Source organism: Variovorax sp. YR266 (genome assembly GCF_900107295.1).
Taxonomy (GTDB): domain Bacteria; phylum Pseudomonadota; class Gammaproteobacteria; order Burkholderiales; family Burkholderiaceae_C; genus Variovorax.
Genome location: NZ_FNPM01000008.1, coordinates 211726 through 233100, shown reverse-complemented (window position 1 = coordinate 233100; position 21375 = coordinate 211726). Strand labels below are relative to the sequence as shown.

The following is a 21375-nucleotide window of genomic DNA, read 5'->3' as shown; positions in this document are numbered from 1 at the left end:
TGTCAGCCGTGCACGATCCGGCCCGCCACAAGCGTGTGCCGTGCGCGGCCCTGCATCGGATAGCCGGCGAACGGCGTGTGCTTGCCCTGGCTCTTGAGCGCATCGGGCAGCACCTGCCATTCGAGCCCGGGGTCGGCAATGCACAGGTCGGCCACGCCGCCTTCCACCAGGCGACCGATGCCGGTGCCCGCGTCTTCGGCGGCCAGCAGGCGCGCTGGTGCAGAGGTGATGACCTCGACGGCGCGTGCCATACCCGCGCCACTGCGCTCGCCCCATTGCAGCGCGAGCGGCAGCAGCAGCTCGAGCCCGGTCGCGCCAGCTTCGCTTTCGGCGAAGGGCAGCGTCTTGGCGTCGGCCTCGACCGGCGTGTGGTCGGACACCAGCGCGTCGATGGTGCCGTCGGCCAGCGCGGCAGAAAGCGCCTCGCGGTCGCCTTGCTGGCGCAGCGGCGGGTTCAGGCGTGCACGGCTGTCGAAGTAGCCGATGTCGGTGTCGACCAGGTGCAGCGAGTTGATGCTGACGTCGCAGGTGAGCGGCAGGCCCTGCGCCTTGGCTTCGCGCACCAGCGCCACGCCGCGGGCGCTGGAGATGCGGCACAGGTGCACGCGTGCGCCGGTGGCCTTCATCAGCTCGACGATGGTGAAGATGGCGATCGTCTCGGCCGACACGGGCACGCCCGCGAGGCCGAGCCGCGTGGCGAGCGGGCCGCTGGCCGCAACGCCCTTGCCGAGGTCGCGATCTTGCGGACGCAGCCACACGGTGTAGCCGAAGGTGCTGGCGTACGACAGCGCGCGCTGCAGCACCTGCGTGTCGGCCAGCGGCACGTCGGCCTGGCTGAAGCCGATGCAGCCGGCCTCGGTGAGTTCGGCCATCTCGGTCAGCACGCCGCCGGCGAGGTTGCGCGTGAGCGCGCCGAGCGGAAACAGGCGCGCGCACTGCAGCTTCTCGGCGCGGAACTTGAGCATCTCGACCAGGCCAGGTTCGTCGAGCACGGGGTCGGTGTCGGGCGGGCACACGAGACTGGTGACGCCGCCGGCAATGGCCGCGGCCATTTCGCTTTCGAGCATGCCTTCGTGTTCGTAGCCGGGCTCGCGCAGGCGCGCGGCAAGGTCGACGAGGCCGGGGGTGACGATGCAGCCCGCGGCATCGATGGTGCGCTCGGCCTTGAAACCGGCAGGGATGCTGCCGATGCCGGCGATCTTGCCGTCGGCGATGGCGATGTCGGCCTTCTTGTCTGTGCCCGAAGCGGGGTCGACGACGCGGCCGTTGGTGATCAGTGTGTTCATGCTTCGTTACCTGCCACGATGCTCATCACCGCCATGCGCACGGCGATGCCGAAAGTGACCTGCGGGAGGATCACGCTCTGCTTGCCGTCGACCACGGCGGAGTCGATCTCCACGCCGCGGTTGATCGGGCCCGGGTGCATCACGATGGCGTCCGGCTTGGCCAGCTGCAGCTTCTCGGGCGTAAGGCCGAAGGTCTTGAAGAACTCTTGCGACGATGGCAGCAGCGCGCCGCTCATGCGCTCGTTCTGCAGGCGCAGCATGATGACGACGTCGCAGTCCTTGATGCCCTCTTCGAGCGTGTGGCACACGCGCACGCCCATGCCGGCCATGTCGCTCGGCACCAGCGTCTTGGGGCCCACCACGCGCACTTCTGCGCAGCCGAGCGTGGTGAGCGCATGGATGTCGGAGCGCGCCACACGCGAATGCAGCACGTCGCCGACGATGGCGACCGTGAGGTTCGAGAAGTCTTTCTTGTAGTGGCGGATCGTGTACATGTCGAGCAGCCCCTGCGTCGGGTGCGCGTGGCGGCCGTCGCCGGCGTTCACCACGTGCACGTGCGGCGCCACGTGCTGCGCGATCAGGTACGGCGCGCCCGACTCGCTGTGGCGCACCACGAACAGGTCGGCGGCCATCGCGCTCAGGTTGGCGATGGTGTCGAGCAGCGATTCGCCCTTGGTGGCCGAGGAGCGCGCGATGTCGAGGTTGATGACATCGGCCGAGAGGCGCTTGGCCGCGATCTCGAAGGTGGTGCGGGTGCGGGTGCTGTTCTCGAAGAACAGGTTGAACACGCTCTTGCCGCGCAGCAGAGGCACCTTCTTCACCTCGCGGTCGCTCACGCTCGTGAAGTTGGCGGCGGTGTCGAGGATGTGCGTGACGATGTCCTTGGGCAGGCCTTCGATCGACAGCAGGTGGATCAGCTCGCCGTTCTTGTTGAGCTGCGGATTTCGCTTGTAGAGCATTACTTGCTTTCCTCCACCTTGAGGCTGAAGGCGCCGTCTGCGGCGCGGGCCAGGGCAAGCAGTTGGGTGTTCGGCAGCGTGAGCGTGGTGGCGGCGAAGTCGGCGGCCACGGGCAGTTCGCGTCCGCCCCGGTCCACCAGCACCGCGAGGCGCACGCTGGCGGGGCGACCGAAGTCGAACAGCTCGTTGAGCACCGCTCGGATGGTGCGGCCGGTGTAGAGCACGTCGTCGAGCAGCAGCACGTCGGTGCCGTTCACGTCGAAGGGCAGCACGGTCTGCGCGCTGGCCGAGAGGCCGCGGCGCGCGAAGTCGTCACGGTGCATGGCCGACGAGATGACGCCGGGGGCGCCGCTCAGGCCCAGGTCTTTCTGCAGGCGCTCGACCAGCCAGGCGCCGCCGGAGGTGATGCCGACCAGCCTGGTTTCAGGGCGCATCAGCGTCTTAACGCCGGCAAGCAGCTTGGTGTAGAGCGCTTCGGCATCGGGAATTGAACTCACGTGAGACTCCTCAAGAATTGCTCCAGGATGATGCAGGCCGAGGCGGCATCGGCATCGCGCGCGCCCGAAGCCAGGGCCTCGGTGGTGCTGTAGCGCTCGTCGACCTCGAACACCTGGAGGTTGAAACGGCCGCGCAGCTGGCGCGCGAACTTCTGCGCGCGGCGGGTGTTCTCGTGCGGGGTGCCGTCGGGGTGGTAGGGCACGCCGATCACCAGCGCGTCGGGCTGCCATTCCTTGATACGCGCCTCGACCTGCGCGAAGCGGGCGTCGCCCTCGGCCTTGATGGTGGGCTGGGGGGTGGCCGTCTGCAGCAGCCGGTTGCCGCTGGCCACGCCCGTGCGCTTCAGGCCGAAGTCGAAGGCCAGGAAGGTCTGGAAATGGGCTGGGACGGGAACGGCAGCAGCGGGAACGGAAGAAGAAGCAGTAGGAGCGGGAGCGTCTGGCATGGCGGCTGCGCTCATGCGTGTCCGGCGTCTGGCGACAATTTCCACGCTTCGAGGCCCAGCAGCAGCAGCGCCCTGTCGTAGCGCTGCTCGATGGGGGTGTCGAAGATCACGGCCGGGTCGGCGCCCACGGTGAGCCAGCTGTTCTCGGCCAGTTCCGATTCGAGCTGGCCTTCGCCCCAGGCCGCATAGCCCAGCGAAACCAGCACCTTGCGCGGGCCCGCGCCGGTGGCCAGGGCCTCCAGCACGTCCTTGGAGGTGGTCATTTCGAGCCCGCCGGGGATGGTCATGGTCGAGGCGTAGACCGATTCCTCGGGCTTCTCGGCCTGGGTGAAGACCGGCTCGTGCAGCACGAAGCCGCGTTCGGTCTGCACCGGGCCGCCCTGGAAGACGGGAGCTTCGCCCAGCTCGGGGCGGGCCAGGTGGAGCTCGATCTTCTCGAACAGCACCCTCAGGTTGATGTCGCTGGGTTTGTTGATTACCAGGCCGAGCGCACCGCGCTCGCTGTGTTCGCAGAGGTACACGACGCTGCGGTTGAAAGTTTTGTCTTCCATCCCGGGCATCGCTATCAAAAAGTGATGCGTAAGGTTCATCGGGGCAGAATCGGCGGCCATATGCCTCCGATTTTACTGGCCGTTGACAAGACCTATCCCAAAGGGCTCATGTGGTTCCGCCGGGACCTCCGGGTGGACGACAACGCGGCCCTGTATCGCGCGCTGCGGGCCTGCCGCCAGGTGGTCTGCGTTTTCGTCTTCGACAAGGCCATCCTCGACGCCCTGCCCACGGTCGACCGCCGGGTCGAATTCATCCGCGAATCGCTGGTGGAGCTCGAGACCGAGCTGCGCGCGCTGGGCGGCGGGCTGATCGTGCGGCACGCCGCGGCGGTGCAGGAAATTCCGGCGCTGGCGCGCGAGCTCGGCGTGCAGGCGGTATTTGCCAACCGCGACGACGAGCCCGACGCGCTGGAGCGCGACGCCAAGGTGTTCGGCGCGCTGGCCAATGCCGGCGTGGCCTTCCACACCTACAAAGACTCCACCGTCTTCGACCGCGACGAGGTCATGACCAAGACCGACCAGCCTTACACGGTGTTCACGCCCTACAAGCGGGCCTGGCTGGCGAAGGTCGATGCGTTCTTCCTCAAGTCGTACCCGGTGCGCAGCCACGCCGACGCGCTGGCGCCCTCGCCGCAGGCCTATGGCGAGCCGGTGCCGACGCTGCGGGAGATCGGCTTCGAGAAGAGCAACCTCTCGGCGCTGGAAATTCCCACGGGCACGCGCGGCGCGGGCCTGCTGTTCGAGGATTTCTTCGAGCGCATCGACCGCTACCACGAGGCGCGCGACTTCCCTGCGGTGCGCGGGCCCAGTTACATGGGTGTGCACCTGCGTTTCGGCACGGTGTCGATCCGTCAGATGGCCAGCCTGGCGCACCAGCTCTCGCTGCAGGGCAACGCCGGGGCGGCGACCTGGCTGAGCGAGCTGATCTGGCGCGAGTTCTACTTCCAGATCCTGGTTCACTTTCCGCACGTGCACAGGGGCGGCGAGTCGAAGAGCTTCCGGCCCGAGTACGACAAGATCGCCTGGCACCATGGCAAGCACGCCGACCAGCTGTTCGACGCCTGGTGCCAGGGCCGCACCGGCTACCCGCTGGTGGACGCAGCCATGCTGCAGATCAACCAGAGCGGCTACATGCACAACCGCCTGCGCATGGTGGTGGCGAGCTTCCTGTGCAAAGACCTGGGGCTGGACTGGCGGCGCGGCGAGGCCTACTTCGCGCTGCATCTGAACGACTTCGAGCTGGCGTCGAACAACGGCGGCTGGCAGTGGGCCAGTTCGAGCGGCTGCGACGCGCAGCCCTACTTCCGCATCTTCAATCCAGTGACGCAGAGCGAGCGCTTCGACCCCGAGGGCAAATTCATCCGCCGCTACCTGCCACAGCTGGCGGGGCTGTCGAATGCGGCGATCCATGCGCCGTGGACGGCGTCGCCGGTGGAGCTGGAGGCGGCGGGCATCAAGCTCGGCGAGACGTACCCGAAGCCGGTGGTGGACCACGCCGAAGCGCGCGAGAAGACGCTGCAGCGCTACGGAGTGGCGCGGGCGAAGGCGCTGCAGAAATAGAAAAAGAAAAGGGCCCGAAGGCCCTTTTCTTTATCGCTGCCTGAAAACCGCGCGTCAGGCGGCGGCAGCCAGCGTCGTCGACTCGCTCGTGTACGCACGCACCAGGCGCAGCAGTTCCTCTTCCGAGTACGGCTTGCCGAGGTAGTGGTTCACGCCCAGCGTGCGCGCGTAGTCGCGGTGCTTCTCAGCGATGCGCGAGGTGATCATGATGATCGGCAGCTCGGCCAATGCGGCGTCGGCGCGGATGTTGCGGGCCAGGTCGAAGCCGTCCATGCGCGGCATCTCGATGTCCGACAGCACCACCGCCGGGCGTTCCTGCTGCAGCCGTTCGAGCGCCTGCAGGCCGTCGGCCGCGAGCGACACGCGATAGCCTTCGCGCTGCAGCAGACGCTGCGTGACGCGGCGCACGGTGATGGAGTCGTCCACCACCAGCACCAGCGGAATCTGCGGTGCCACCGGGGCCAGCACCGGCAACGGCTCCTGCGGTGCGCCACCCTGCTCGGCCGTGGCCGATGCGGCATGCGCCGGCGCCACCAGCGCAGCGGCCTGGCGCTCGCGCGCCTGTTCGCCGTGCACTGCGGCCAGCGCCACCGGGTTGTAGATCAGCGCCACCGCGCCCGAAGCCAGCACCGAGATGCCGGCCAAGCCGGGCAGCCGCGCGAGCTGCGGGCCGAGGTTCTTGACCACGACTTCCTGGTTGCCCAGCACTTCGTCCACGTGCAGGGCCACGCGCTGCGCGGCGCTTCGCACGACCACGATCGTGTTGTTCTTGGCGCCCGCATGCTCGCTGCGGGTCGAGGCCTGCAGCAGCGCGCCGGCCCAGTAGAACGGCACCTGTTCGTGACCGAAGGGATGGCTGTTGTGCAGGTAGGCGGCCTCGAGGTCGGTTCCGCCCACGCGCTGCACCAGCTCCACCAGGTTCGACGGCACGCCGATCGACACCTCGCCCGCGCGCAGCATCACCACGTGCGTCACAGCGGTGGTCAGCGGCAGCACCAGCTTGAAGGTGGTGCCCTGGCCCGGGTTGCTGTGCGTTTCGATGCGGCCGCCGAGCGCCGCGATCTGCGCGCGCACCACGTCCATGCCGATGCCGCGGCCGGCCAGTTCGGAGACCTGGCCCGCCGTCGAGAAGCCGGGCTTGAAGATCAGCTCGGTGGCTTCTTCGGCCGACAGTTCCTGGTCGTGGCCGAGCAGGCCGAGGGCGCGGGCGCGCTCGGCGATGCGCTTGTTGTCGAGGCCGGCGCCGTCGTCGCGGAAGCTCACCGAGACGTCGTTGCCTTCATGGTGCAGGTCGATGACGATCAGGCCGCTGGCGTCCTTGCCGGCCTTTTCGCGCACGGCCGAATCCTCGATGCCGTGGGCCACGCAGTTGCGCAGCAAGTGCTCGAAGGCGGGCGTCATGCGGTCCAGTACGCCGCGGTCCATTTCGATGGAGCCGCCGACGATATCCAGGCGCACCTGCTTGCCGGTGTCCTTCGAGGCCTGGCGCACCACGCGGTAGAGGCGGTCGGAGATGCCTTCGAACTCCACCATGCGCGTGCGCAGCAGGCCGCGCTGCAGTTCGCGCGTCTGGCGTGCCTGCACGCTGAGGTCGTCTTCCGTCGCCTGCACCGTCTTTTGCAGCGTGCGCTGCACGGTGGCCACGTCGTTCACCGACTCGGCCATCATGCGCGTGAGTTCCTGCACGCGGGTGAAGCGGTCGAACTCCAGCGGGTCGAAGCCCTGCTGCGAGTCCTTGGCTTGCGCCAGGCGGGACTGCATCTGGCTTTCGGCCTGCACTTCGATGTCGCGCAGCTGCTGGCGCAGGCGGTCCAGGTTGCCCGTGAGGTCGGACAGCGAGCCGCGCAGCTGGCCCAGCTCGGCCTCCAGGCGCGAACGCGTGATGATGACCTCGCCGGTCTGCGCGACCAGGCGGTCGAGCAGCTGGGTGCGGATGCGTACGGCCTGGCCCGTTGCGGCACGCAGGGGCGTGAGCAGTGCGGGCGCAGGGCGCGGTTGCAGCGTCGTGGGTGCGGCCGGTGCGGCAGCGACGGATTCTGCGTCTTCCAGGCTCGCCACGGGGGCGGCGGTTTCGTCGTTCGCCGGCACGCCGGCTTCGGGCGCCACCTGCAGCAGCTGGGCGGCGGATGCGGTCGCGGTGGCCGCGGCCACGATCTGGGCCAGCTCGACCTGCGTGGCATCGTCGGCCGCGCGCAGCGCGTCGAAGGTGGCCTGCAGGGCGTCGAGGCGCGTCAGCAGCTTTTCGATGTCGGCCCGTTCCGCGCCCTGGGAGCCCAGGACTTCGATCTCGGACTCCATGCGGTGCGCGCGCTCGCCAAGGCGCATGGCGCCGGCCAGTCGTGCGCTGCCCTTGAGCGTGTGCAGCGTGCGCAGCACCGAGGCGCGCGGCGCGCTGTCGTCGGGGTGATGCGCCCACTGGCGCAGCGCCTCGCCGAGCTGGGGCAGCAGTTCGGCCGCCTCTTCCTCGAAGATCGGGAACAGGTCGACGTCGACCGCGTCGGCCAGGTCGATGGCGTCTTCGGAATCGTCCAGCGCCACGTCGGCGACGGAATCGCTGACCACCACCTGCTGCTGCGGCCGGACTTCGGCGCGCATGGCAACTTCGGTCGGCATCGGCGAATTGGCGATGTCGCGCAGCGCCTGCAGCGTGCCTTCGGCCGGATCACGCAGGAAGCCGACGGCGAACTGGTGCAGCAGGCGACGCAGCTCGTCGGCCGCGGCCACCAGCACCATGCCCTGCTCACGCGTGCCGCTGCCCTGCATCTGCAGATGCTGCAGTGCGGCTTCGAACAGGCGGGCCATGCCCGACAGGCTGTGGAAGCCGACCGTGGCCGAGCTGCCGGCCAGCGAGTGGGCCAGCGCAACGGTCGAGTCGGGCAGGCGTTCGTGCGATTCGAGCGCCCATTCGCCGACGTCGGTGGCGAGCTGGCGCGACCATTCGTCGGCCTCGTTGAGGTAGACGTTGTAGAGCTGGATGCCGATGCGCAGCGGGCCGATGACCTTGACCTGGTCTTCGGCGCTTTCCTGCTGCGCGACGGGCGCAGCGGCCACGACGGGTTCGGGCGCTTCTGCTTCTGTTGCTTTGTCGGCAACGAGGATCTGCGGCTCTTCGGGCACGGGGGGTGCTTCGAAGATGGGCACGAGCACTTCTTCGGCAACCGCCGGGGCGGGCAGTTCGGGCTCGGGCTCCGGCTCTGCTTCAGCCACCGGTTGCGGCTCGGGTGCGGCGACGGGCTCTTCCGGCTCTTCTTCGTGCAGCGGCAGTGCCGCGGCTTCGATGACTTCGGGCTCGGCTGCAACAACGGCAGCAGCCTGCACGGGCAGCGGCTCGGGCTCCCAGTCCAGGTCGGGCAGGCCGGCCGTGGTCGGCACGGTGGCCTCGATCGATTCGATGACTGGAGCGGGCTCTGCCGGCTCCGGTTCGGCGGCCGCTGGTGTCTTCGCAGGGGGCGCCAGGAAATCGAACTCCTCGCCGCTCGGCAAGGCTTCCAGCGCTGCAGGCTCGGTGGTCTGCTTCGCTTCGAAATCGATGAAGTCGGTCGATGCGAAATCGTCGTCGGGCTCGGGCGTGGCAGCCTTCCCGGGTTCCTGCCAGGCCACGGTTTCGAATGGCACCTCGGGCGCCGCAGCCGGTGTTGGTGCGGGAGTTTCCGAGGTAAGCGACAGGTCCGGCAGATCGGGCAGTTGCAGGGGCGGCAGCTGGGCCGCCACCGGCGCCGCAACCTCGAGCGGCGCTGGCGCGGAATGAGGCGCTTCGGCCGCGATGTGGCGCGCGGCGACCGCCAGGGCCTCCGCATCGGCCACGCGCACCGGCGGGGGCACGGGCTCGCCGGCCAGCAGCGCGTTGGCCACGCGGCTGAACGGTGCCGACTGCCAGCCGTGTGCGGAGCCCGAGGCAATGGCCTCGACCCACTGGCTGAAGTCCTTCATCGTGCGTTCGGTGGCCGACAGCAGTTCCGGCGTGGCGGCGCGCTGGTCGGCCAGCCAGGTGTTGAGTACCTGTTCGAGCGACCAGGCGGCGTCGCCGAAGTCGGTGAGGCCGACCATGCGCGAGCTGCCCTTGAGCGTGTGGAAGGCACGACGCAGGATCGTGAGTTCTTCGGTGTCGTCCGGGTAGCTGGCGAGTTCGGCGATGGCGGCCAGGCCGTTCTGCACCACCTCGCGGGCTTCGTCGAGGAAGATGTTCTGCAGGTCGTCTTCTTCGAGCTCGGTGACTTCGGTGTCGGGCAGTGCGGACGGACCGGAGATCTTGTTCGTCCAGCTGTCGGCCTTGCTGCTGAATTCCTCGATCGGCGAAACCTTGGCCTTGCGGTTGGGCGTAGCGAGCGCGGCGAGCTTCGAGGCGATCTGTGCGTCGACTTCCTCGATGCTGAGCACGGCCTGGGCGACCGGAGCCGGGCTCGGGGCGGCGCCGTCGGCAGCAGTGCTGTCGGTGGCCTGGCGGCCCATCAGCGGCTTGAGTTCGCCGGCTTCGGCGTCGAACACGAACAGGCGCTTGGCCAGCGCGGGCTGGTAGCCCAGCATGTCGATCAGGAAACCGAGCGCGCCGAGGTTGTTGCCCAGCGCGTCGAAGCCGGCCATTTCTTCGGCCGGCGAGGTGCTGACGAGCATCGCCTCGACGTCATCGCGCATGCGCTGAACGGTGAGCGCGGCCTGGTCGAGGCCGAGCACGGAGAACACGCCGCGCATCTGCAGGAGCTGCGTCGGCACGGTGCGCAGCAGGCCCTTTTCGGCCGGGCGGCGGAAATACTGGTCGAGCGATTTTTCGAGTTCGCTCAGGTGGCTGCGCAGCTCGTCGACCACGGTGCCCATGGTCTGGCGGTCGCTCACGCGGCGGTAGAGGTCTTCCATCCACGGCTCGAGCGGCTCGGAATGGCCGCCCGCGCGCACGCGTTCGATGCGACCCGCCAGCTGCAGGGTGCGCGAGGTGAGCTGCGGATCGCTCGGGTCGAGGTCTTCGAGCGCGGCTTCCAGGTAGAGCACCGAGGTGGCGACTTCCATCGCGAGTTCGGTGCCCGGGGCCTGGCCGGAGCGCACGGAGGCTTCGACCGAATGGGTCAGCGCCTGCACCATCGGCAGGCTCGGCGGGTGCAGCTTCTGCAGCGATTCGCCGAGCTGCGCGAAGGTGTCGGCCACCTGGCGCGTGCGGGTGATGTCGCCGCCCGAGAGGCCCGACCACATTTCCTTGGCGGTCTCGATACGCTTGCGCGCTTGTTGCAGCACCAGCGGATCGAAGCGGCCGAACTGCTCGACGGTGTAGTCGATGCGCTGTTCGCCGGCGATGCCCCAGGCGCTGCGCACGGTGCGCAGCGTGGCGGCGTCGTCGCCGGCGGTGGGCACGGCCTGCGCGCAGAAGAACAGCAGGTCTTGCCCGAGACGGTCGGACACGAGGCTGTCGCCGCGCGCGAGCGTGGCGTACTGCAGCAGCACGCGCGAGGCGGCGCGCTTGACGTAGGAATCGGGCGTGATCAGCCCGGTGGCCAGGGCTTCGAAGAAGCCGGCGGCCAGGGTCCAGAAGCTGGCGACGCGGGGTAGCAGTGCACCGCGGCCGAGCCCCAGGCACAGCGCATGCAGCCGCCGGGCGGCCTGCACGTCGCCGGTCTTGACCAGTTGCAGCACTTCGCGGTCGAGCTTCGAGCGCACGGCCGGGTCATAGGCGATGGCGGCCTGCGTCAGCGCGGGCTTGACCTCGACCCAGCGCCAGGCGGTGCTCCACAGGTCGGCCGGGTGAACGCGCTCGTTGCCGACGAGCTCCAGCACGTCGCGGTACTGGGGAAACAGCGCCACCGACGACACGGGCTTGCCGGCCAGCAGGGCGTTGAGGAAATCGGTGACGGCGAAGCCGGCACGCTCGATCTTGACCACCGCGGCGTCGGTGCAGCGCTGCGGTTCGGCGATAAAGCCCTGCACCGCGAACTCGATGGCGCCGAGCACCAGCGCGGGCGAGGAATGCCCCACCATCTGGAGCGCGCCAACGGCCTGGTGCAGTTGCTGGCGGGCCATCTGCAGCGGGCCGGCCTCGGGCTCGGCTCCAGCGTCCACGTCGCGCACGAAGCGCCGCAGCGACTTGCCTACACCGTCGAGGGATTTCTGGATTTCTCCCAGCACCCAGGCCAGCGGCCCGAGGTCTTCGGTGGCCGGCACATTGCCGGCGAGGGGGGCCGTGGCAGGGGTTTGAATCGACACGTTGGGTGCTCGCCGTTCTTATCTATCTTGTGGGTCAGGCAATCTTGAAACGAGCCACCGAACGACGCAGTTCTTCGGCCATCTGCGACAGTTCGCGCACCTGCTGGGCGGTGGTGCGCGTACCTTCTCCGGTCTGTTCCGTCACGGCAAAAATGTGCTGGATGTTCGCGGCCACCACGTTGGCCGAATCGGCTTCGCGGGAGGCGGATTGCGAAATCTGCTCAATCAGGTCAGCGAGTCGGCGCGACACGCGGTCGATCTCGGACAGCGCGGTACCCGCGTTGTCGGACAGCTTGGCCCCTTCGACCACGCCCTGCGTGGAGCGCTCCATGGCGCCCACGGCATCCTGCGTGTCGGTCTGAATCGCCTTCACCAGCGCCGAGATCTGGCGCGTGGCGTCTGCGGAGCGTTCGGCCAGTCGCTGAACTTCTTCCGCCACCACCGAGAAGCCTCGTCCGGCTTCACCGGCCGATGCGGCCTGGATGGCGGCGTTCAGGGCCAGCACGTTCGTCTGTTCGGTAATGTCCGAGATCAGCTCGGTGATTTCGCCAATCTCCTGCGAGGATTCGCCCAGGCGCTTGATCCGCTTGGAGGTTTCCTGGATCTGGTCGCGGATGGAGTTCATACCGCCGATGGCGTTCTGCACGGCCTGCAGACCCGAGGATGCAGCCTGCAGCGACTGGCGCGCCACCGTGGCGGACTCTTGCGCCTGGGTAGACACGCCGTTGATTCGCTCGGCCATGGTCAGCACCGACTGGCCGGTTTCGCGAATTTCGCGCAGCTGTTCGGTCGAGGCGGCCAGCAGCTCGGTCGAGGTGCTTTCCACCTGCGACGTCGTCTGCGCCACGCGGGTAGCCGTGTTCTGCACGTTGCCCACCAGCAGTCGCAGTTCTTCCACCGTGTAGTTCACCGAGTCGGCGATGGCGCCGGTGATGTCCTCGGTCACGGTTGCTTCCTGGGTCAGGTCGCCTTCGGCCACTGTCTGCAGTTCGTTCATCAGCCGAAGAATGGCGGCCTGGTTGGCGTTGTTCACGCGGCCGGCTTCGTCGGAAGCCTGTTCGGCAGCCAGACGTTCGCGTTCGGCGACGGCGGCACGTTCGCGGCCTTCGCGCACCTGCACGAAACCGATGGCGCCAGCGAGTGCCAGGGCGGCCAGCGACAGCACGAACAGCAGCACGATGGTGCCGGCGCCCAGGCCGGTGCGTGCGGAGAGCTTTTCCTGCAGGTCGCCGAGCGACTTACGCAGCGGCTCGCTGTCGGTCAGGATGGAAGCCTGCGCTTCGCGCGCCGCCACCAAGCCCTGCAGGTTGCCCAGAATGGCCGAAGCCTGCGTGCGCATCTGCTCGTAGGTCTTCAGGATGGCTTCGAGCTGCTGGCGGGTCTGCGGGTCTTTCGAGCCGGGGAAGCGCTGCTGCGCGTTGCCGTCGAGCAGGCCGCGGGTGGTTTCCTGGAAGGTGTTCAGGTCCTTGCCCAGCAGGAACACGGCGTCGGGGTTCACGCCCTCGACCGTGAAGAACTCGTTGGTCGACTTGCCGATGCGCTGCGTCAGCATCACGAGCTGGCCGGCGGCCGAGATTTCAGGCAGCGTGGCGTTCTGCTGCATCTTCAGCGACGCGACGGTTTCCGTCATTTCGAGCAGCGTGGACGACTGCTGGTTGATGTCGCGCAGAGCGGCACCCACCTGCGTCAGGATCTGGCGCTGGGCCAGCACGGCCTTGGCGCTGGCGTCGGCGCGGGTGACGAGAGGATTGATCTTGTTCATCTCCTCGTCGTACTGGTTGCCCACGCGTTCCAGGCGCAACGAGTCGTCGCCGTTGGTCAGGCCCTGCACGCGGCGCGAGAGGTCGTCGGCGCTGTCCTTCACTTCGACGAACGCCGAGGCGCTGCCGACGAGGGCCTGCGAGATCGACTTGGCAAGACGCTGCGACTGCATCAGCGACTGGCCGGTGGCCGCCACCTGCTGCGCCAGGCGTTCCGCGCGAAGAATGGCGGAGCCGGCAACCAGCAGCAGCAACAGCACCACGACGGCCAGCAGGATGGCCAGGATCCGCTGCTGCCTCGCCGGGTTGGAGCCCGCGCGGCCGCCGGTGGTGTCGGGCGCCGCTTCGGCAACCGTGGCGCCCGGCTCGTTGGCGGCGTCGCCGCCGCCGCCCGGCAGGTCGAGCTCGCCGAAGCTGGTGTCCGTGGTCACGGCACCTTTCCTGGCGAGGCGCACGGTTTTCTCGTCCGGAACCTGGACGGTATCGACATCGTCAAGCGATATCGTGGAACCGGAGCCATCGACGCGGGCCTTGTCGTTCCCGTTGTTCACGGGCAGTAATTTCTTGAACTTGTCGGCGATCGAGCTCACGGTCGGTCCTTCAGGTGGTTTCCGGTACGGCGTGCGGAAGCACTACGCACCAATACTCAAAAACTGGGGTTGCTGCGAAAGCGCTTGCAGGTTGACTTCCTGCCAGCGCTCCCCCGCTGCATCGGTAAACAGATGCCCATGCCAGGCAGGTGCTTCTGCGCCAGGAGGCTCGGACGCCGTGAAGGCCTCCGCCCCCCGCAACCCCGCCAGTCGATCGACCAGCAATGCGCAGTTGACTTCGAGCAGCTCGTTGAAAGCAACGAGCCGCGACTGGATGCGCGCCGCCTCGGTGGCGGCCAGCGCGACTGGAACGCCAGAAGCGAATGCCGACAACTGCACGACGCCATAGAGACCACCGCGCAGGTTGGCAACGCCGAGGAACCACGGCTCCGTGTAGGGCACGGGCTGTGGCGGCGTCCAGGGAAAGATTTCGCCGGCGTGTCCCAGCGGAAAGAGGTATTTGCCCTCGCCCGCCTCGACCGCCAGCCACGTGGCAGCCACGCCCGTCGTGCGAGCGGCCTGCAGGCGGCTCGCCAGCCGGGACTGGAAGGCTCTCAGAGCATCGCGATTCGCCATGGACTCGGCAGGCTTTCGCTCAGTTCAGCGCGCTGATCTTGGACATCAGGTCGGCTGCGTTGACCGGCTTCACGATGTAGTCGCGTGCGCCCTGGCGCATGCCCCAGACGCGGTCGGTTTCCTGGTTCTTGCTGGTGCACAGGATGATCGGGATCGCCGCGTACTTCGGGTCGCGGGCAATGGCGCGCGTGAGCTGGAAGCCGTTCTGGCCGGGCATCACGACGTCCATGAGGATCAGGTCGGGGTGGTCTTCTTCCAGGCGGCGCATGGCGTCGTCGGCGTTTTCAGCCGTCTTGACGGCAAAGCCGTTCTTCTGGAGGAGGTCGGTCAGGAACACCAGTTCCGTCTTGGAGTCGTCGACGACGAGGATTTTGCGAATAGGCATTACTGCACTTCCTGTTGAACGATGCCAAACTGCTGCACGGCCTGCAGCAGCTGGTCTTTGGTGAAAGGCTTGGTCAGGTAGTCTTGCGATCCGACCATACGGCCGCGGGCCTTGTCGAATACACCGTCTTTCGAAGACAGCATGACGACCGGAACGTTGGAAAAATGGGCGTTGCGCTTGATGATGGCGCAGGTCTGGTAGCCGTCGAGCCGCGGCATCAGGATGTCGCAGAAAATCAGATGCGGCTTGTGGTCGTTAACCTTGGAGAGCGCGTCGAAGCCGTCCTCCGCAAGAAGAACCTCGTGCCCACCCTGCTTCAGAAAAATCTCGGCACTGCGCCGGATGGTATTGCTGTCGTCGATGACAAGCACCTTGTAACCTGATCCATTCGGGCCCATTGCAAACGCTCCTGCTCATGAGACTTGGAAGCCCGCCGCGCCGAACATCGACGCAGACCGCGTAGCTCTATCTATGCCATGCTTTCAGATTTCAACCATTTCGAAGTCTTCCTTGCGCGCACCGCACTCAGGACAGGTCCAGTTCATCGGCACATCGGCCCAGGCCGTGCCTGCCGCGATGCCGTCTTCCGGTACACCAACCGCTTCGTCATAGATCCACCCACAAATCAGGCACATCCAAGTTTTCGTATTCATCGGAGCTTAAAGTCCTTGTTCATTAAATGCAACGAGTGTATCTATGCGTATCTCACTGGCAGACGGTAAACGTCGCGCCTATGCCACCATCCAGGGGATTCCGCCCGGCGTATGACCATCTACTTACTTCCAGCAGACAAAACCCGCAAACCGGGCGATCTTAACGACCCCTCGCAGGATGAAGGCGAGCTGGCCGAGCGCGACCTGAATCCTCCCTGCGTGCTGGTGTTCAACGCCAGCGACCCCAGTGGTGCGGGCGGGCTGGGCGCCGATGCCCTCGCCATGGCGTCGGTGGGCGCACACGTCCTGCCCGTCGTCACAGGCGCCTACGCCAGGGACACGGCCGAGATTTTCGACCACTTTCCCTTCGACGAGGAGGCCATCGCCGAGCAGGCGCGCGCCATCCTGGAGGACGTGGAAGTCCAGTTGATCAAGGTGGGCTTTGCCGGCACCCCCGAGGCCCTGAGCACCATCGCCGAGACCGCCGCCGACTATCCCGAGGTGCCCGTGGTGGCCTACATGCCCAACCTTTCGTGGTGGGACGAGAACCTGATCGAGCCCTATCTGGACGCTTTTCGGGAGCTGGTTTTGCCTCAAACGACGGTGTTGGTTGGAAACCACAGTACTCTGTGGCGCTGGCTGCTTCCGGACTGGAACGGCGAGCGTCCGCCCGGTGCGCGCGACATTGCCAAGGCCGCTGGCGAGTTCGGCGTGCCCTACACGCTGGTAACCGGGATGGTGCTGCCCGAGCAGTTCATCGACAACGTGCTGGCCTCGCCGCAGTCGGTGCTCGCCAACGAGAAGTACGAACGGCTCGAAGCCGTCTTCGCCGGCGCCGGCGACACCCTGTCGGCCGCCCTGGCCGCCCTGCTCGCAAGCGGCACCGACCTCGTGGCCGCGACCACCGAGGCGCTGGCCTACATGGACCGCTGCCTCGACGCGGGCTTCCGCCCCGGCATGGGCCACGTGCTGCCCGACCGCCTGTTCTGGGCCGAGCCCGAGGACGACGAAGACGATGAAGACCCGGACGCCGCGCCGGACTTCGCCCTCCCCCCACACGACACCCGACACTGATGACCGACCGCAACGACATTCTTTTCGAGCGCGCCCGCGCCGTGATCCCCGGGGGCGTCAACTCGCCCGTACGCGCCTTCAAGGCCGTGGGCGGCACGCCCCGCTTCATCCAGCGCGCACAGGGCGCCTACTTCTGGGACGCCAACGACAAGCGCTACATCGACTACATCGGCTCCTGGGGTCCGATGATCCTGGGCCATGGCCACCCTGCCGTGGTCGAGGCGGTGCAGAAGGCCGTGCTCGAAGGCTTCTCGTACGGCGCGCCGACCGAGCGCGAGATCGAACTGGCCGAGGCCATCCTCGAGCTGGTGCCGTCGATGGAGATGGTGCGGCTCGTGAGCTCCGGCACCGAAGCCGCGATGAGCGCGCTGCGCCTGGCGCGCGGCGCCACCGGCCGCAAGAGCATCGTCAAGTTCGAGGGCTGCTACCACGGCCACGCCGACGCATTGCTGGTGAAGGCCGGCTCCGGCCTCGCCACCTTCGGCAACCCGACCTCGGCCGGCGTGCCGCCCGAGGTAGTGCAGCACACCATCGTGCTCGAGTACAACAACCTGCAGCAGCTCGAAGAAGCCTTCGCCCTGCACGGCAGCGACATCGCCTGCCTGATGATCGAAGCCATTGCCGGCAACATGAACTTCGTGCGCGCCACGCCCGAGTTCGCCAAGCGCTGTCGCGAGCTTTGCACGCAGCACGGCGCCCTGCTGATCTTCGATGAAGTGATGACCGGCTTTCGCGTGGGCCTGCACGGCGCACAGGGCGTGCTTGGCATCAAGCCCGACCTCACGGTGCTCGGCAAGGTCATCGGCGGCGGCATGCCACTCGCGGCCTTCGGCGGGCCGCGCGCGATCATGGAACAGCTTGCGCCGCTGGGCCCGGTCTATCAGGCCGGCACGCTGTCGGGCAATCCGGTGGCCACGGCATGTGGTCTTGCCACGCTGAAGGAAATTGCAAAGCCCGGCTTCTACGAAGCGCTCGGCAAGAAAACGCGCACGCTGGTCGATGGCCTGAAGGCCGCCGCAGCAGCCGAAGGCCAGCCCTTCAATGCCGACAGCGAAGGCGGCATGTTCGGCTTCTTCCTGATGAAGGACCTGCCGCAAAACTATGCCACCGTGATGACAACCGACAACGCGAAATTCAATGCGCTGTTTCACGGTTTGCTCGATCGCGGCGTGTATATTGCCCCCGCGCTTTACGAGGCAGGCTTCGTGAGCGCAGCCCACAGCGACGACGACATCGCCGCCACCATCGAAGCCGCAAGACAAATCTTCAGGACGCCCTAGCCCATGAACTCCCTGCGCACGTTGCCGGTCCTGAGCATCGCTCTTCTCATTCCCGGCTTCGCATCAGCGCAGGAGTCCTTCGACCCGAAGAACATCTGGATCAACCCGGGCTTCTATTCGGCGCACTTCGACGGCGGCAAGGGCCTGGAGAACGTCAACCAGGGGCTGGGCTTCGAGTACCCGCTGAACGACACATTCCGGGTCACCGCGGGCACCTTCCGCAACAGCGATCGCCGGCAGTCGAACTACGTGGGTCTGTATGTGCTGCCAGTCGAGTTCTACGGCGTGAAGTTCGGCGCCGTGGTGGGCGGCTTCGACGGCTACCCCAATTACCGCAACGGCAACTGGTTCCCGGCCATCCTTCCGGTGGCTGCCATCGAAGGCAAGAACTGGGGCCTCAACATCGCCTACGTGCCGACGATCAAGAACCGGCTGTATGGCGCCATCACCTTCCAGCTGAAATACCGGTTCGGAGAATAGGCTCGCCCCCAGGCTTCGCGCACTTCGTGTCGCTTCGCCAACCCCCACCGGGGGCAACACCTGCGGCCCGGCAAAGCCGGTTCCGCGGTGTTCTTGAAGGAGCGTCGTCAGTGCCTGAAGTGGCGCACGCCCGACAGCACCATCACCACGCCGCGCTCGTCGGCGGCATCGATCACTTCCTGGTCGCGCATCGAGCCGCCCGGCTGGATGACGCAGCTCGCGCCCGCATCGACCACCACGTCGAGGCCGTCGCGGAACGGGAAGAAGGCGTCGCTGGCCACGGCGGTGTCCTTCAGCGACAGGCCTGCGTGCTCGGCCTTGATGCTGGCGATGCGCGCCGAGTCGAGGCGGCTCATCTGGCCCGCGCCCACGCCCATGGTCATGCCGTTGGCGCAGAACACGATCGCGTTGCTCTTCACGTACTTCGCGACCTTCCATGCGAAGAGCAGGTCTTGCAGTTGCTGCGGCGTGGGCTGCTTCTTGCTGACCACCTTGAGGTCGCTGGCCGCGAGCTCGTGGTTGTCGGCGGTCTGCATCAACAAGCCTGAGCCGATGCGCTTCACGTCCATCGCATTGCGGCCGTTGTCCCAGTCGCTCGCGCCGCCCGGCGGCAGCGATATCTTGAGAATGCGCACGTTCTGCCGGTTCTTGGTCGCCTGGAACAGCTCCAGTGCCTCGGGCGTGTAATCGGGCGCCATCAGCACTTCGACGAACTGCTTGGAGATCTCCTGGGCCGTCGCGCCGTCGACCGGTCGATTGAAGGCGATGATGCCGCCGAAGGCCGAGGTCGGATCGGTCTTGAAGGCCTTTCCGTAAGCCTCGGCAGCATCCTTGCCGATGGCAACGCCGCAGGGGTTGGCATGCTTCACGATCACGCAGGCCGGCACGTCGAAGCTCTTCACGCATTCCCACGCAGCATCAGCGTCGGCGATGTTGTTGTAGCTCAGCTCCTTGCCCTGCAGCTGCTTCGCCGACACGAGCGAACCGGGCGCCGGATACAGGTCGCGGTAGAACGCGGCCTGCTGGTGCGGGTTCTCGCCGTAGCGCAGGTCTTGCACCTTCACGAAGCGGCCGTTGCTTTGCGCGGGGAACAGCGAGCGCTTGGGCGCGGGCTGGCCGATGCTGGCGTCGAAGTCGATGGCCGAGAGGTAGTCGCTGATGGCACCGTCGTAGTCGGCGATGCGGTTGAACGCGGCCACCGAGAACGCGAACTTGGTCTTGTCGCTGAGCTTGCCGTCGGCCTTCAGCTCGGCGAGCGCCAACGCGTACTGCGATGCGTCGGTGAGCACGCCCACGTCCTTCCAGTTCTTGGCCGCGCTGCGCACCATGGCCGGGCCGCCGATGTCGATGTTCTCGATCGCGTCTTCGAGCGTGCAGCCGGGCTTGGCCACGGTGGCTTCGAACGGGTACAGGTTGACCACCAGCAGGTCGATGGTGTCGATGCCGTGTTCCTTGATGGCCGCCACGTGCGCGGGCAGGTCGCGGCGCGCGAGCAGGCCGCCGTGGATCTTCGGGTGCAGCGTCTTCACGCGGCCATCGAGCATCTCCGGAAAACCGGTGTGGTCGGCAACTTCGGTGACGGGCAGGCCGGCGTCGGCCAGCAGCTTGGCGGTGCCGCCGGTGGACAGCAGCTTGATGCCCAGCGCATGCAGCGCCTGGGCGAATTCGAGAATGCCGGTCTTGTCGGAAACGGAGATGAGTGCGGTCTGGGCCATTGGATATGCCGTGGAGTTATTTCAAAAGTTTGTGTTCAACGAGCTTCTTGCGAAGCGTGTTGCGATTCAGGCCCAGCCATTGCGCGGCTTTGGATTGATTGCCTTCCGCGCGCGTCATCACGACGTCGAGCAGGGGTTTCTCGACCACGCGCACGAGCATCTCGTACATGCCGTCGGGTTCGGTGCCACGCAGATCGCGAAAGTAGCTGTCCAGACTGGTGCGCACGCAGTCCTCGATATGTTTCTTGCTCATTGCTTCTTCTCTTTTTCTCAATCGACGGCGCAAGCCGCCTCCTCTTCACCTGGCGACGCCTCTTCGTCCGCCAGGTGCTGCACGGGCATGCGGTCCATGCGGTCCGCCAGCCCGTCGAAATAGTCGCCGACCGCGCGCAGCTGCTCGGCACAGTCCTCGATGGTGTTCATGCGTGCGCGAAACGCTTCGCCGTCGGGCAGCGTGCGCACATACCAGCCGATGTGCTTGCGCGCCGTGCGCACACCGCTGTAGTCGCCGTAAAGCGCATAGTGCTCCACGAGATGGTCGAGCAGCAAGCGGCGCACTTCAGCGACCAGCGGCGGCGCGCGGTGCGTGCCCGTTTCCAGGAAGTGCGCGATCTCGCGGAAGATCCACGGGCGGCCCTGCGCGGCGCGGCCGATCATCACCGCGTCGGCGCCGGTGGCCGCAAGCACGTCGCGTGCCTTCTCGGGCGAACGGATGTCACCGTTGGCCACCACCGGCACGCGCACCGCGGCCTTCACGGCGGCGATGGTGTCGTACTCGGCAAAGCCCTTGTAGCCCTGCTCGCGCGTACGGCCGTGCACCGTGAGCATCTGCACGCCGGCCGACTCGAAATCGCGCGCGAGCTTCACCGCATTGCGGTGCTCCTGGCTCCAGCCGGTGCGCATCTTGAGCGTGACCGGCACGCCGAAAGGCTGCGCGGCATCGACCACGGCCTGCACGATTTCAAGCGCCAGCGGCTCGTCGCGCATCAGCGCCGAGCCTGCCCACTTGTTGCAGACCTTCTTGGCCGGGCAGCCCATGTTGATGTCGATGATCTGCGCACCACGCTCGATGTTGTAGACCGTGGCCTCGGCCATCATGGCTGCATCGGTGCCGGCAATCTGCACCGCAATGGGGCCCGGTTCGCCATCATGGTTCGCGCGGCGCGATGTCTTGAGCGTGCCCCAGAGTTCCTTGCGCGACGTGACCATCTCGCTGACCGCATAACCGGCGCCGAGTTCGCGGCACAGCATGCGGAAGGGCCGGTCCGTCACGCCGGCCATGGGCGCGACGAACAGGCGGTTTTCCAGCGTGTGGGTGCCGATCTGCAAGGTCATTGGAAAGAGGAGCGTGCGCGTTCGGCTGCTGAAAAATGAGGC

18 protein-coding genes are annotated in these 21375 nt (G+C 67.0%); 4 read left to right on the top strand and 14 right to left on the bottom strand.

The window, feature by feature from the left end:
- Positions 1-2: 2 nt before the first annotated feature.
- From BLW48_RS21690 to BLW48_RS21670, 5 genes are read right to left on the bottom strand one after another with little or no spacing between them, the layout of a single operon-like run.
- A complete protein-coding gene (locus BLW48_RS21690; protein ID WP_093177415.1) occupies positions 3-1286 on the bottom strand; it encodes a dihydroorotase in 1284 nt (427 codons plus the stop codon).
- Positions 1283-2245, bottom strand: a complete 963-nt coding sequence (locus tag BLW48_RS21685; RefSeq protein ID WP_093056625.1) for an aspartate carbamoyltransferase catalytic subunit — start codon at positions 2243-2245, stop codon at positions 1283-1285. The genes BLW48_RS21690 and BLW48_RS21685 overlap by 4 nt, the downstream gene beginning before the upstream one ends.
- A complete protein-coding gene (gene pyrR / locus BLW48_RS21680; RefSeq protein ID WP_093056626.1) occupies positions 2245-2742 on the bottom strand; it encodes a bifunctional pyr operon transcriptional regulator/uracil phosphoribosyltransferase PyrR in 498 nt (165 codons plus the stop codon). The genes BLW48_RS21685 and pyrR overlap by 1 nt, the downstream gene beginning before the upstream one ends.
- Positions 2739-3188 carry a Holliday junction resolvase RuvX gene (gene ruvX / locus BLW48_RS21675; protein WP_093177589.1) on the bottom strand — a complete coding sequence of 150 codons (450 nt, stop codon included), beginning with the start codon at positions 3186-3188 and terminating at the stop codon, positions 2739-2741. Before ruvX ends, pyrR begins: the two co-directional genes overlap by 4 nt.
- 11 nt (positions 3189-3199) lie before the next feature.
- Positions 3200-3799 (bottom strand): YqgE/AlgH family protein, encoded by a 600-nt coding sequence (locus BLW48_RS21670; protein WP_093056627.1) that lies wholly within the window; start codon positions 3797-3799, stop codon positions 3200-3202.
- Between BLW48_RS21670 and BLW48_RS21665 the strand changes: the two genes are divergently transcribed.
- Positions 3800-5299, top strand: a complete 1500-nt coding sequence (locus BLW48_RS21665) for a cryptochrome/photolyase family protein (RefSeq protein WP_093177413.1) — start codon at positions 3800-3802, stop codon at positions 5297-5299.
- A gap of 54 nt (positions 5300-5353) precedes the next feature.
- Here the strand turns inward: BLW48_RS21665 and BLW48_RS21660 are convergent, their stop codons facing one another.
- From BLW48_RS21660 to BLW48_RS21635, 6 genes are all read right to left on the bottom strand, one after another.
- Positions 5354-11485 carry a hybrid sensor histidine kinase/response regulator gene (locus tag BLW48_RS21660; RefSeq protein ID WP_093177412.1) on the bottom strand — a complete coding sequence of 2044 codons (6132 nt, stop codon included), beginning with the start codon at positions 11483-11485 and terminating at the stop codon, positions 5354-5356.
- A 34-nt stretch (positions 11486-11519) separates the two neighbouring features.
- Entirely contained in the window at positions 11520-13835 is a 2316-nt protein-coding gene (locus tag BLW48_RS21655) for a methyl-accepting chemotaxis protein (protein ID WP_093056630.1), read from the bottom strand.
- A 42-nt stretch (positions 13836-13877) separates the two neighbouring features.
- Positions 13878-14411 carry a chemotaxis protein CheW gene (locus BLW48_RS21650; RefSeq protein WP_093056631.1) on the bottom strand — a complete coding sequence of 178 codons (534 nt, stop codon included), beginning with the start codon at positions 14409-14411 and terminating at the stop codon, positions 13878-13880.
- 19 nt (positions 14412-14430) lie between these two features.
- Positions 14431-14796, bottom strand: a complete 366-nt coding sequence (locus BLW48_RS21645) for a response regulator (protein WP_093056632.1) — start codon at positions 14794-14796, stop codon at positions 14431-14433.
- The gene (locus tag BLW48_RS21640; RefSeq protein ID WP_021012487.1) at positions 14796-15194 is read right to left on the bottom strand and encodes a response regulator; all 399 of its coding nucleotides are present in this window, start codon (positions 15192-15194) and stop codon (positions 14796-14798) included. Before BLW48_RS21640 ends, BLW48_RS21645 begins: the two co-directional genes overlap by 1 nt.
- An 84-nt stretch (positions 15195-15278) precedes the next feature.
- Positions 15279-15449 (bottom strand): rubredoxin, encoded by a 171-nt coding sequence (locus BLW48_RS21635; RefSeq protein ID WP_007838397.1) that lies wholly within the window; start codon positions 15447-15449, stop codon positions 15279-15281.
- Positions 15450-15560: 111 nt separating this feature from the next.
- Here BLW48_RS21635 and BLW48_RS21630 point away from each other — a divergent pair, with 111 nt between their 5' ends.
- Genes BLW48_RS21630 through BLW48_RS21620 form a run of 3 tightly spaced genes read left to right on the top strand, consistent with a single transcriptional unit; the run spans position 15561 to position 18283 of the window.
- A complete protein-coding gene (locus tag BLW48_RS21630; protein ID WP_093056633.1) occupies positions 15561-16523 on the top strand; it encodes a bifunctional hydroxymethylpyrimidine kinase/phosphomethylpyrimidine kinase in 963 nt (320 codons plus the stop codon).
- A complete protein-coding gene (gene hemL / locus BLW48_RS21625; RefSeq protein ID WP_093177410.1) occupies positions 16523-17803 on the top strand; it encodes a glutamate-1-semialdehyde 2,1-aminomutase in 1281 nt (426 codons plus the stop codon). Before BLW48_RS21630 ends, hemL begins: the two co-directional genes overlap by 1 nt.
- 3 nt (positions 17804-17806) lie before the next feature.
- Positions 17807-18283 (top strand): hypothetical protein, encoded by a 477-nt coding sequence (locus BLW48_RS21620; protein ID WP_093177408.1) that lies wholly within the window; start codon positions 17807-17809, stop codon positions 18281-18283.
- Between the two features lie 107 nt (positions 18284-18390).
- Here the strand turns inward: BLW48_RS21620 and purH are convergent, their stop codons facing one another.
- From purH to dusB, 3 genes are read right to left on the bottom strand one after another with little or no spacing between them, the layout of a single operon-like run.
- Complete coding sequence (purH, locus tag BLW48_RS21615) at positions 18391-19998, bottom strand: bifunctional phosphoribosylaminoimidazolecarboxamide formyltransferase/IMP cyclohydrolase (RefSeq protein ID WP_093177407.1); 1608 nt, start codon at positions 19996-19998, stop codon at positions 18391-18393.
- A gap of 16 nt (positions 19999-20014) precedes the next feature.
- Positions 20015-20251 (bottom strand): Fis family transcriptional regulator, encoded by a 237-nt coding sequence (locus BLW48_RS21610; RefSeq protein ID WP_007838304.1) that lies wholly within the window; start codon positions 20249-20251, stop codon positions 20015-20017.
- Positions 20252-20268: 17 nt separating this feature from the next.
- Positions 20269-21333: a tRNA dihydrouridine synthase DusB gene (dusB, locus tag BLW48_RS21605; RefSeq protein WP_093056637.1), complete on the bottom strand. Its 1065-nt coding sequence runs from the start codon at positions 21331-21333 to the stop codon at positions 20269-20271.
- Positions 21334-21375: the final 42 nt, after the last annotated feature.